Below are 12147 nucleotides of genomic sequence, written 5' to 3'. Positions count from 1 at the left end.
CGGCCGCGCGCCCTCAGTCGAGGCAGAACTCGTTGCCCTCGGGGTCACGCATGACGATGTGGCCCTGGTCCAGCGCCGGTTCGGGCTCGTGGCGCCGCACCCGGGTGGCGCCGAGCGCGACGAGGCGCGCGCACTCCGCCTCCAGGGCCGGCATGCGCTCCTCGCCGGCCAGTCCGGGGGCCGCGCGGATGTCGAGGTGCACGCGGTTCTTGACCGTCTTGTCCTCCGGCACCTGCTGGAAGAACAGCCGCGGGCCGCGCCCGTCGGGGTCCTCGATGGCCGAACGCGTGTTGCGCCGCGCCTCCGGAACGCCCATCTCGGCGAGGAACACATCCCACGCGGCCAGCGGGTCAGCCCCTTCCGGCAGGTCGGCCCCGGGCGGGGCGGGGTGCTCGTACCCCAGCACGTCCCGCCAGAACCCGGACAGGGCCCGCGGGTCGTGGGCGTCGAAGGTGACCTGGAACTCACGGCTCATCGGTTGGCTCCGTTCGCGGCGGCATGCGGGTGCGGAGGGAGGTCGCGCGGCGCTCCGTCCCTGGGGGTCACCTTGGCATCCGTACCGGACGAATTCCGTCCGCAGGCGCGGGAGGCCGTGCGGCATGTCGCGGCACGCGGGTGTTCCGGCCCGGGGCGTGCGGGTGCCTTGACGGGGTCGGGCGCGGGGGTCAGCATGTGGGAGCGCTCCCATCACGTACACGGCTCCCTCTCCGCCCGCCGGCGGGGCTGTTGACGTCGCAGCCGGGCCGGTGGCTCATCCCCCCACTCCTCGTTCTCCCAGGAGGACGCGTGTCCACCATCCGCACACCCTTCCGCCACCGCCTGTCGCGGCGCCCCCGCCCGTCGCGCCCACCGCGGCCGTCCGGCCCGCCGCACCGCCGCGGACCACTCGGCCGCACCGTCGTGGCGGCCGCCGTCGCCGCGCTGCTCCCCCTGGCCGGTCCCGCGGCCCTCGGCGCCGCCCGCGCCGACGCGGCGCGGCCCGCCGCGGCCGCCGCGGGATCGTTCGACTACGCCGAAGCCCTGCAGGACTCGATGCTCTTCTACGAGTCGCAGCGCTCGGGAGCCCTTCCCGCCGACAACCGCGTCGGCTGGCGCGGCGACTCGGACCTCTCCGACGGCAAGGACGCCGGCCTGGACCTCACCGGCGGCTACCACGACGCCGGCGACGAGGTGAAGTTCGGCTTCCCCATGGCGTTCTCGATGACCATGCTGGGCTGGGGCGGCATCGACGAGGCGTCCGGCTACGCCGCCGCGGGCCAGAAGTCCTTCCTGCAGCGCAACCTGCGCTGGGGGGACGACTGGCTGCTCAAGGCGCACCCGTCGCCGAACGTGCTCTACGGCCAGGTCGGCGACGGCAGCAGCGACCACGCGTTCTGGGGGCCGGCCGAGGTCAACCCCGAGCCACGGCCCGCCTACAAGATCGACGCCTCCTGCCCCGGCTCCGACCTCGCCGGTGAGGCGGCGGCCGCCCTCGCGTCCTCCAGCATGGTCTTCTCGTCGGACGACCCGTCGTACGCCGCCGAACTGCTCACCAACGCCGAACAGCTCTACACCTTCGCGGACACCTACCGCGGCACGTACGACAAGTGCATCACGGGCGCTCAGGGCTACTACAACTCCTGGAGCGGCTACTGGGACGAACTGGTGTGGGGCGCGCTCTGGTTGTACCGCGCCACGGATGACAGCTCGTACCTGTCGAAGGCCGAGACGTACTACGCGCAGCTGCCGAAGGCGCAGCAGACCACGACGCCGGAGTACAACTGGACGCTGGCGTGGGACGACAAGACCTACGGCGACTACGTGCTGCTGGCCGAACTCACCGGCAAGCAGGTGTACGTGGACGACGCCGAGCGGTGGCTCGACTGGTGGACGACCGGCGTCAACGGCCAGAAGGTCGCCTACTCGCCGGGCGGCGAGGCGTTCCTCGACACCTGGGGCTCACTGCGGTACTCCGCCGACACCGCCTACGCGGCACTGCAGTTCTCGTCCTGGCTGACCGGACAGGGCAGGGACGCCGCCAAGGCGCAGACGTACCACGACTTCGGGGTGCGGCAGATCGGCTACATCCTCGGCGACAACCCGCGCCACGAGAGCTACGAGATCGGCTTCACCAACTCCGGCACCAGCACCGCGTGGCCGCAGAATCCGCACAACCGCACCGCGCACGGCTCGTGGGACCAGTCGATGACCGACCCGGCGGCCACCCGCCATCTCGACTACGGGCTGCTCGTCGGCGGACCGGGCTCCGCCGACGACGGCTTCTCAGACGAACGCTCCAACTACGGTGAGACCGAGGGCGCGCTGGACTACAACGCGGGCTTCTCCGGCGCGCTGGCGGCGCTGACCGCCCAGTACGGCGGCACGCCGCGGGCGAACTTCCCGCCGAAGGAGGCGCCGGACGGCCCGGAGGAGTACGTGCAGGCGGCGCTGAACACCTCGGGCGCGAACTTCTACGAGATCAAGGCGCAGGTGGTGAACACCTCGGGCTGGCCGGCCCGGCACCTGCTGCACGGCTCGTTCCGCTGGTACTTCACCCTGGACCCCGGCACCAGCCCCGCGCAGGTGGCCCTCAGCTCGCCGTACAACCAGTGCTCGGCGCCGGGCGGGCCGACGCAGTACGCCGGCAGCGTCTACTACGTGACGGTCAGCTGCGAGGGTCAGGACATCGCGCCCGCGGGCCAGTCCGCGTTCCACCGGGAGGTGCAGTTCCGCCTCGCGTTCCCGGGCGCCCACAACCCCTCGGGCGACTGGTCGTTCGCCGGTGTGCCGGCCACGTCCGGCGCCACTCCGGTGACCGACGACCACGTGGTCCTGTACGACGGCACGACGCAGGTGTGGGGCAACACTCCGGCCGACGGCGGGAGTTCGGTGTCCGGCGGCACCACGGCGGGAACGACCGCGGGGACGACCGGCGGCACCACGGCCGGGACGAGCGCGGGGACGAGCGCGGGCACGACCGGCGGGACGTCCGCGGGCACCACGTCGGGTGCCGGCGGCGGGAGTTCGGGCGGCGGCACCAGCGGCGGGACGGGGACGCCTCCGCCCGGCGCGGCCTGCACGGTGACGTACTCCGTCACCAACCAGTGGTCCGGCGGTTTCCAGGCCGACGTGAAGGTCGTCGACACCGGCTCGGCCGCCCTCGACGGCTGGACGGTCATCTGGACCTTCGGCGGCGACCAGCACATCGCCAACGCCTGGAACGCCACCGTCACCCAGTCGGGTCAGCAGGTCACCGCGCACGACGCGGGCTGGAACGCGGCGCTGGCCGCCGGCGCGACCGCCGACATCGGCCTGACCGCCACCTACACCTCCAGCAACGCGCCCCCGCACGACGTCAGCCTCAACGGCACTCCCTGCACCACCGCTTGACCCCTCCCTCGCGGTCCGGCCCCCTCACGGCGACGGGTCCGGACCGCGAGGCGTGGGCGACGTCCGGGCACGAGAGGGGCCCGTGAGGCCCCGTTCAGGGCCGGGCGGCCGGCGTGGAGCGGTGGAGGGCCGCCCGGCCCCGGTCACGCGGGTCAGGCCGCGTGGTCGAGGGGGAGCTCGCCGAGCAGCCGGGAGGTGCGGCCGAGGTCGCGCATCAGCTCGGACGGGGGGACGGCGAGCACGGGACAGCAGGCGTGCGCGAGGCAGTAACGGCTCACACCACCGTGGAAGAGGCGCGGCAGCAGGCGGTGGCGGCCGGTGCCGATCACGAGGAGGTCGTCGGGGCGGTCGGCGAGTTCGGTGAGTACCCGGCCGGTCTCCCCGCACGCGGTCACCAGGCGGACCGGCACGTCGGTGGGACAGCCGCCGAACGCGTCGGTGAGCGCCTGCTCCAGCCGCCCGGCCGCCGACTTCTCCCACTCCTGCAGCAGCGGCGGCCACGGCGCGCTGCGGTGGGCCGGCTCTCCGCACGGCGGGGTCCAGGCCAGCACGACCAGAAGCTCGGCGCCCCGGCGCCGCGCCTCCTCCACCCCCCGGTGCAGCGCGGTCAGGCTCTGCAGTGATCCGCTGACCCCGACGACGACTCGCCCGCCCTGTCCCACAGTGCCTGCTCCCTCTCCGATGCGGCGGCGCGCCGACGCGCCGCCGGTGCGGCTCGCCGTCCGTGCGCCGAGCGCCCTGCGTCCCGCTGCCGCAGACCCAAGCGAACACCTCCGGCGGCGGGTCGGGCCGCGTCCTGACGCGATCCGTACGCGCGGCTGCCACCGCCTTGACGTGGCCTTGACGTGCCACGGCGCGCCCGGGTGGACGACGATGGAAGAGGACGCGGAAGGGGTGGTCGCGGTGCGCGGCACTCTGCGGGTCTACCTCGGGGCGGCGCCCGGGGTCGGCAAGACGTACGACATGCTCGCCGAGGGGCACCGGCGTGCCGGACGCGGCACCGACGTCGTGATCGCGTACATGGAGGACTACGGCAGGCCGCTGACCCGGCAGATGGCCGAGGGTCTGGAGGCCGTGCCGCGCCGGACGATGGAGTACCGCGGCTGCACGTTCACGGAGATGGACCTGGACGCGGTGCTGGCCCGGCACCCGCGTGTCGCGCTGGTCGACGAGATGGCGCACACCAACATCCCCGGCTCGCGCAACGAGAAGCGGTGGCAGGACGTCCACGAGCTGCTGGCCGCGGGCATCCACGTGATCTCGACGGTCAACATCCAGCACCTGGAGTCGCTGAACGACGTCGTCGCGCACATCACGGGCGTCAAGCAGCGCGAGACGGTTCCGGACGACGTGGTCCGCGGCGCCGACCAGATCGAGCTGGTGGACATGTCGGCCGAGGCACTGCGCCGCCGGATGGCGCACGGCAACATCTATCCGCGGGAGAAGGTCGAGCTGGCGCTCGCCCACTACTTCCGGGTCGGGAACCTGTCCGCCCTGCGCGAGATCGCACTGCTGTGGGCGGCCGACCGCGTCGAGGAGGCGCTGCTGCGCTACCGGCACGACCACGGCATCCAGCAGCCGTGGGCGACGCGGGAGCGCGTGCTGGTGGCCCTCTCGGGCGGGCCGGAGGGCGACACGCTCATCCGCCGGGCCAAGCGCACCGCGTCCCGGGGCGCGGGCGGCGAGTTCCTCGCCCTGCACGTCGAGCCCGACGACGCGCTCGCCACGCGCACGCAGCGGTTGCCGGCCCGGCAGCGGGAGCTGGTGGAGGAGCTGGGCGGAACCTGCCACATGATCGCGGGCAGCGACCCGGCCCGGGTGATCCTGGACTTCGCGCGCGAGGTCAACGCGAGCCAGATCCTGATCGGCGCGACACGTCGCAGCCGCGTGCACCGCTTCCTCAGCCGGGGCATCGGCGAGACGATCATCGAGGGTTCGGGCGACGACATCGACGTCCTGGTCGTCACGCACTCCGAGGCCGCGCACGGCCGGTGGCTGCGCCGCAGGTCGGGCGGCGCGGAGAGCTCCGACGAGGCGGAGGAGGGCGGCGGGGACGGCGAGGACGCGCCGTGCTGAGCGGCTACTCCGCCGGCTCCCGCGCGGCCGCGCCGCCCGCCGCGTCCGCCGTCGCCTCGCGTGTCCGCTGGTAGTGGCGCCGCGCCTTCATGCGGTTGCCGCAGACCGCCATCGAGCACCAGCGGCCCTTGTTGGTCTTGCTGCGGTCCAGCAGGAAGAGCCGGCACTCGTCGTTGGCGCAGGGCCGCAGCCGACTCGGCATCGTCCGCTGTACCGCGCTCCACGCCATGACGATGTCGACGGCCAGCCGACGGTCGTCCGGAACGTCCAGTTCCCAGTCGACGCCTTCGGGCGTGGCGCGCGGCCGTGAGGTCACGCCGGCCAGCAGCGGCGTCAGGGACGCGGCGGGGCTGCTGCCGCGCACCACGGACTGGAGGGCGTCGCGCGCCTCGACGAGGGCGCGGCCCTCGGCCGCCGAGCCGGTGCCGCCGTGCGCCCGCTGCCAGGACCTCCGCGCGGCCGGGTCGGCCAGGTCGTCGCGCGGGTCGCCCTCGACGACCGGTGTGCTGTTGAGCAGCGCCAGCAGGGCGTCCTGCTGTTCGCGTTCCGTTGCCACCCGCGCCTCCTAACCCGCTGAAGTCTGTTGACAGGTTACACGAACCCGATCACACGAACCCGATCACTCGCTAACCCTTCATTCCACCTTGACAGGTTAGCCCATCCATGCTCGACTGGAAAACGTAACCAGTCAAGTCGAGCAGAAGGGTTAGAACCATGACTCCCGTGATCCACCACCGCACCGCGACCGTCGACGGCCTGGAGGTCTTCTACCGGGAGGCCGGCGACGCGGCGGCACCCGTCGTGCTGCTCCTGCACGGCTTCCCGACCAGCTCGCACATGTTCCGCCGGCTCATCCCCGAACTCGCCGACCGCTACCACGTGATCGCCCCCGACCACATCGGCTTCGGCCAGTCCGCGATGCCGGCGCCGGCCGACTTCCCGTACACCTTCGACGCACTCACCGACGTCACCGAGGGCCTGCTCCGGCAACTCGGCGTCGACCGCTTCGCGATGTACGTGCAGGACTACGGCGCGCCCATCGGCTGGCGCCTGGCGCTCCGCGCCCCCGAGCGCGTCACCGCGATCGTCACGCAGAACGGCAACGCCTACGAGGAGGGCTTCGTGAAGCCGTTCTGGGACGGCGTCTTCGCGTACACCGACGACCCGCGGCCGGAGACCGAGGCGGCGATGCGCACCGCCCTGACGCTGGACAGCACTCGCTGGCAGTACGTGAACGGGGTCGCCGACCCGAGCCTGGTGAGCCCGGACAACTGGGTCCACGACCAGGCGCTGCTGGACCGGCCGGGCAACGACGAGATCCAGCTGGGCCTGTTCCGCGACTACCCGACGAACGTCGGCCTGTACCCGCGGGTGCACCGGTACTTCCGTGAGTCGCAGGTGCCGCTGCTCGCCGCCTGGGGCGCCCGGGACGAGATCTTCGGCCCGGCGGGCGCGGAGGCGTTCCGGCAGGACCTGCCTTCCGCGGAGGTTCATCTGCTGGAGTCGGGGCACTTCGCCCTGGAGAGCCACCTCGACGAGATCGCGGCGCTCATGCGCGACTTCCTGGGCCGTGCCCTGGCCGCCTGACGCGGCCACGCCCTCCGGCGGGCCGGCGCGGGATCCCGCGCACCCGCAGGCACGCATCCGAAGGGAACGGCCATGGGACTGTCATGGCAGCAGGGCCCCCTCTCCCCCGGCGCCGTCGGGCACTTCCTGACGCCCGGCCCCCTGCCCGAGCGGTTGCTGTTCGCCGAGCCGCTGCGCCGCCGTGTGCGGGTGCGGTTCCACGACACGTGGGTCGCCGACAGCGAGGACGTGGTGCTGCTGCACGAGCCGGGCCGCTACCCCGTCGCCTACTTTCCGGGCCGGGACGTCGCCGAGCAGGCGCTGGTGCCGAGCGGCAAGGTCACCCACCACAAGGACCTCGGGGACACGGCGTGGTACGCGGTGCAGGCCGGCGGGCACACGGCCGAACGCTCGGCCTGGGAGTTCACGGCCCTGCCCGGGCACGCGGCGGAGCTGCGGGGCCGCGTCGCGTTCGCCTGGCGGGCGATGGACGCGTTCTTCGAGGAGGACGAGCGGATCCTCGGGCACGCCGCGGACCCGTACCACCGCATCGACATCCGCGCCACGTCCCGCACGCTGGAGGTCCGGCTCGGAGAGATGGCGATCGCCCGCTCCGAGCACCCGCTCGTGCTGTTCGAGTCGGGGTTCGCGCCGCGCTGGTACGTGCCGCGCACCGACATCGACGAGACCCGGCTGCGTCCGGTCGAGGGCCGGACCTTCTGCCCGTACAAGGGTCTGTGCGACTACTACGACATCGGGGACGCGCGCCGGGCCGCGTGGTCGTACCCCGACGCGTACCGCGAGGTGGACCGCATCGGCGGCATGGTCTCCTTCGAGCCGGACGCGGTCGAGGTCCACCTCGACGGCGTGCGGCTGCGGCCCGAACCCGGCCAGGGCGTCGTCCCGCACGGCGTGGACCGCGGCCTGGACGCGGAGGAGGCGGGCGGCGCCGTCGGAAACCCGATGGAGCCGCGGCGGGCCGCCGGTTAGGGTCGGCCGGTGAGCACCCGTACCTTCCGCATCACCGTCCGCGGCGTCTTCGACGCCCTCACCGCCGAGCAGCGCGCCGACCTCCTCTCCCGCGCCGCGGACCACGACATCCTGACCGCCGCGTTCACCCCCGAGGGCCACCTCACCTACGACCTGGCCGCGCGGGCCGCCTTCACCTTCCGCTTCCTGGACTCCGGCGAGGAGGAGGCCGACATCCTGCTCGCGACGGAACGCGCGGAGTCCGCCGCGGTCCGCTGGCTCAGCGACCGCGGCTACGCCTTCAAGAACCTGCGCGCCCAGGCCGAGGACCTCTCCCAGGCCCCCCTCGCCAAACGCCAGCGCCGCGCCGCCGGCCGGCACCCCTCCTGACCGGCACACGGCAGGGCCCGGGCCGTCGCGGCCCGGGCCCTGCCGTGCGGGGCCCGGGTCAGGGAAGCGGGACGCCGGTGACGGTGACCTCGCTGAGGTGGAACGACGAGTTCGCGGTGTTGCTGAGACCGGTGACACGGACGTAGCGGGCCGCGGCGGTGAGGGTGAAGGTGTCGCCCGCGTCGGTGGCGGCCGCGGTGGAGTTCTTGCCGCCGAGGGCTGACCAGTGCACGCCGTCGGTGCTGCCGGACAGGGTGTAGGTGTAGGCGCGCTTGCCGTCGACGTAGGTGCGGACGTTGACGGACGAGAGGTCGTGGACGGCGCCGAGGTCCACCTGCCACCAGGTCTCGCCGCTGTCCATGCCGCTGCCCCAGTAGGTGCGGTTGGTGTGGTCGCCGTCGACCGCCGCGGAGGGCGGGCTGCCGGCCTCCGCGGACAGCGCGGTGGTCGGCGCGCCCAGGCTCAGCACGGTGTCGCCGGAGGTGTCCCGCGCGGTGAAGGGCGCCGTGGTGAGACCGTGAAAGCGTGCGGCGCCCAGGAGTTGGGTGCCTGCGTTCGCCGCGGTGAACATCAGCCCGGCATCCTCCGCCGTCGCCGCCCCGGGCAGGGGCGCGGAGCCGACCACGACCCAGCCGGCGCCGTCCTGGCTGCACCAGCCGGTCACGGTGTCGCCGTCGCGGGTGATCCGGAGATGGACCGGGCCGCCGGCGGTGAACCCTCCGCTGGTGGTGTAGCGGTCGAGGGTCCCGTTGCCGTCGGAGTCCCACATGAAGTCGCAGCCGTGGTCGGGCGTGACGGCGAGGTCGGCGTAGCCGGCGCTGCCGGGGACGGACAGGTCGGAGCGCACGACGAGGCCGGCCCGGGCCCAGGGCCCGCTGCGGTCCTGGTCGAGCACCTCGGTGCTGACGCCCTGGCCGGACGCCAGCGACCGCGGCAGGTAGACGGTGCCGTACTGGTCCGTCGTGGCGCCCACGTCGCCGCCGCCGCCGGCGAGGGTGAAGGTGTCGCCGTCCTGCCCGAAGGAGACGGCGGCGCTGGACGCGGTGCGGTAGGGATCGCCGACCGGGCCGGTCGTGACGGCGTCGGTGGTGGCGGTCACGGAGTCGGTGAAGCCGCCGGAGGTCCAGTGCGCGGCCGCCGTCAGGTGCGCGAAGTCGGCGGGCGCGGCATCGGCGGGGGCGGCGACGTCCCACGCGGTGGTGACCGTGCCGCCGGGCGCCACGGCCGGAGAGGAGCCGTCCACGGGGGTGACGGTGTATCCGGCGGGCGCGGTCAGCCGGAACTGCACGGGGTCGGTGGCCCGCAGGATGTTGTCGTTGGTGAAGGTCGCGGTGACCCGCACGGTCCCGCCGGGCGCGACCGACTTGGGGTCGGCGGTCGCCCCCAGGTGGCCGGCGGGGTACGCGGCGACCTGCTGCGCCTGTCCGTAGGCGTCGCCGGTGGGGGTGCTGCGGTACTGCGTGTCCTTGGCGTTCCAGTCGGCCGCGACGGCGTGCCAGTCGATGGGCTGCGCCGAGTCGCCCGACGTCAGCCCCTTGTCCAGCGCGTCGAACAGCATCCGCCAGCGGGTGCCGTAGTAGTCGCCGACCAGGCCGTTCCACTCGCGTCGTGCGTAGTCCTGGATCGGGTGCTGGTCGGACCAGTCGGTGACCAGGGTGCGCAGGTCGTAGGCGAGGGCCTTGGCCTCGGCCGGTGTGGCGGCCCAGGACTCCGCGTCCTTCTGCCAGGCGCCGAACAGGGTCGAGGCGTCGCCGGCCAGGAGCCGGTCCATCAGGTTCAGCTTCGTCATCCACTGCGACGCCAGCGCTTCGAAGCCCGCCAGGTCGTGGGCGCTGACCGCCTGCCGGATCAGCGGCAGTTGGGTGCGGGTGTCGTTGGCCAGCACCTGGCGGGCGACGTCCACGACGTCGTGCCGGTACGCGGTGCTGTTCCTCAACGGCGGGCTGATCCGCAGGAGTTCGTCGAGGGCGTGCTGGATGTCCCGCGGGTCGTACGGGAGGGCGACCTGGCTCGCCAGCAGGCTGGGCTGCACGGCGAACAGGCTGGTGGGATATCTGGCCCCGGAGCTGGGCGGCTGCCAGGTGTAGGCGGACCGGCCGAGGATCTGCCAGGCCGCGATCGCGTGCGGGTCGGCGGCGCCGTACCGCGAGGTGGCGTACGCGGCCATCCAGTCGTCCAGGTTCACCGGGGCCGGCCGCCAGGCCAGGCCGGTGAAGAACGCCACGGCGACGGGGTTGTTGTCGACGGCCTCGGGCATCATCGCGATGCCGTCGAGCGCCGTGCCCGGTCTGGCCAGCCAGTCGTGGAACTTCTGGTTCCAGACGGTCATGGCGGCGCCCATGTTGCTGTTGCCGCCGAAGTCCCAGATGGTGCCGAAGGCGTACGGGGTGCCGAGGTAGTCCTGGTCGCGGTCGACGGCGGAGGCGGTGTCGGAGTTGCCGTCGAGCACGAGCATGCGGGACCGGTCGACGGCTTCCAGGGTCTCCTTGCGCGGGTTGCTCTGCCAGCCGAGGATCGCCCAGATCGCACCGGGGTGCGCCCGGTCGAGGGCGTTCTGCACCGCGCGGGAGGCGTCGCCGACGTTCACGTCGCCCGCCACCCCGCCCTCGTGCAGCAGGTCCATCTTGTACATGGTGCTGTCGCCGAACATGCGCGTCTGCTGGGCGTAGAACGTGTCGGCGACCTGGTCGAAGAGCGGAGTCGTCGGGTTGAGCCAGTCAGGGCGCGGGAAGCCGCTCCACGTGCCCTGCGGCACGATCTCGGCCCCCGGGTTCTTCTGGGCGAACTGCGGGGGGACGGTACCGAAGTAGCCGGGCAGCACCGGGGTCATACCGAGCTGCCGCAGGTAGCCGGTCATCCGGCGGCCCAGCACCGCGCGGCGGTCGATGAGCTGCTGGCTGATCGGGCTGCCCTGGCAGCACATGTTCTGCAGCAGCCACCACGGCTGGTGGCCGGGCTGTGGAATCCACGCGCGCATCTCGTCGGCGGAGTAGCCGAACTGCTCGAACGTCTGCTGGTAGACGGCTTCCTGGCCTTCGTAGACCAGGACCTCGTTGATTCCGTCGACGGCCAGCACGTCGATGCGGCGCTGCATCTGCGCCCAGTCGAGATAAGGGCCGGCATAGCCCTCGTTGGTGTCGTTGAGGGCGAACCGGTGGGTGACGTCGGCCGCTTCGGCGAGCGGCGCCGTGGGCAGCGGCAGGTGACGCGGCAGGTTCAGCTGGTCGCCGTCGAGGGAGACGTCGGCGTGCGCGACGGTGCGCAGGTAGGTGCCGAAGCCGGCGAGGAGCGTGGCGGGGGTGGTGCCGCTGATCAGCACCCGGCCCCGGTCGGCCTCGATCTGGTAGTGGTCCTGGGCCGAGCCGGCGTCGATGCCCTTCAGCGTGACCTGTGCGGCGAGTTGCGGGCCGATCAGCCGGGTGATGGCGGCCGCGGCGGGTGCGGTGTCGAAGGTGGCGGGTGACGGGCCGGCCGACCCGGCCATGTCGGCGACCGCGCCGGGTGCGGTGACGGCCGAGCCGGCGACGAGGGCGCCGAGCACGGCGAGAACGGTGAGGAGCGCGCCGAGGAGCGCGGGCGTGCCACCCGCGGCACGGGGTGGAGAGGGGCGTCTGGACACGTATCTCCTTCATCCGGAGGAAACCGTACGCAACCAACTCATCGGAGAACGGGCGCAGTTGACCTCCGACCCGTGGTTCTTACCGGGGTCGGGGCGGCAGTGCCAGAGGGCGGGCGTACCCGGCCGGAACTGCCGATCCGTCATTGGTCCACGCCACG

The 12147-nt window shown here is 73.0% G+C and carries 8 protein-coding genes and 1 pseudogene; 5 read left to right on the top strand and 4 right to left on the bottom strand.

The annotated features are described in order from the left end of the window. Window positions 1-13 precede the first annotated feature (13 nt). A complete protein-coding gene (locus BMW99_RS17245; RefSeq protein ID WP_069465978.1) occupies window positions 14-475 on the bottom strand; it encodes a VOC family protein in 462 nt (153 codons plus the stop codon). 311 nt (window positions 476-786) lie between these two features. On the opposite strand from BMW99_RS17245, the gene BMW99_RS17240 reads away from it, so the two are divergent. Further along, window positions 787-3369, top strand: coding sequence for a glycoside hydrolase family 9 protein (locus BMW99_RS17240; protein WP_245791502.1), 2583 nt, complete (start codon window positions 787-789; stop codon window positions 3367-3369). Between the two features lie 152 nt (window positions 3370-3521). Here the strand turns inward: BMW99_RS17240 and BMW99_RS17235 are convergent, their stop codons facing one another. Continuing rightward, window positions 3522-4031, bottom strand: coding sequence for a universal stress protein (locus tag BMW99_RS17235; RefSeq protein ID WP_069461798.1), 510 nt, complete (start codon window positions 4029-4031; stop codon window positions 3522-3524). Between the two features lie 211 nt (window positions 4032-4242). Here BMW99_RS17235 and BMW99_RS17230 point away from each other — a divergent pair. Continuing rightward, window positions 4243-5367 (top strand): annotated as a pseudogene (locus BMW99_RS17230) (universal stress protein); the annotation flags it as partial. 82 nt (window positions 5368-5449) lie between these two features. Here BMW99_RS17230 and BMW99_RS17225 read toward each other — a convergent pair. Beyond that, complete coding sequence (locus tag BMW99_RS17225; RefSeq protein WP_069461799.1) at window positions 5450-6001, bottom strand: CGNR zinc finger domain-containing protein; 552 nt, start codon at window positions 5999-6001, stop codon at window positions 5450-5452. Between the two features lie 158 nt (window positions 6002-6159). Between BMW99_RS17225 and BMW99_RS17220 the strand changes: the two genes are divergently transcribed. The 3 genes from BMW99_RS17220 (at window position 6160) to BMW99_RS17210 (ending at window position 8370) form a co-directional block, all read left to right on the top strand. Then, window positions 6160-7032 carry an alpha/beta fold hydrolase gene (locus BMW99_RS17220; RefSeq protein WP_069461800.1) on the top strand — a complete coding sequence of 291 codons (873 nt, stop codon included), beginning with the start codon at window positions 6160-6162 and terminating at the stop codon, window positions 7030-7032. 72 nt (window positions 7033-7104) lie between these two features. Next, window positions 7105-8001, top strand: a complete 897-nt coding sequence (locus tag BMW99_RS17215) for a DUF427 domain-containing protein (protein ID WP_075017084.1) — start codon at window positions 7105-7107, stop codon at window positions 7999-8001. A 9-nt stretch (window positions 8002-8010) separates the two neighbouring features. Further along, window positions 8011-8370 (top strand): DUF6204 family protein, encoded by a 360-nt coding sequence (locus BMW99_RS17210; protein ID WP_075017083.1) that lies wholly within the window; start codon window positions 8011-8013, stop codon window positions 8368-8370. 58 nt (window positions 8371-8428) lie between these two features. Here BMW99_RS17210 and BMW99_RS17205 read toward each other — a convergent pair whose 3' ends face one another. Further along, entirely contained in the window at window positions 8429-11989 is a 3561-nt protein-coding gene (locus BMW99_RS17205; RefSeq protein ID WP_141726260.1) for an alpha-N-acetylglucosaminidase TIM-barrel domain-containing protein, read from the bottom strand. Window positions 11990-12147: the final 158 nt, after the last annotated feature.

The organism is Actinacidiphila rubida, from assembly GCF_900110255.1.
Lineage (GTDB): Bacteria > Actinomycetota > Actinomycetes > Streptomycetales > Streptomycetaceae > Actinacidiphila > Actinacidiphila rubida.
This window is presented reverse-complemented; position numbering and strand designations above follow the sequence as displayed.

Excerpts from the sequence above, each read along its gene's own strand:
- BMW99_RS17245 (WP_069465978.1), bottom strand. The coding sequence starts at position 475 with ATGAGCCGTGAGTTCCAGGTCACCTTCGACGCCCACGACCCGCGGGCC.
- BMW99_RS17215 (WP_075017084.1), top strand. The coding sequence starts at position 7,105 with ATGGGACTGTCATGGCAGCAGGGCCCCCTCTCCCCCGGCGCCGTCGGG.
- BMW99_RS17220 (WP_069461800.1), top strand. The coding sequence starts at position 6,160 with ATGACTCCCGTGATCCACCACCGCACCGCGACCGTCGACGGCCTGGAG.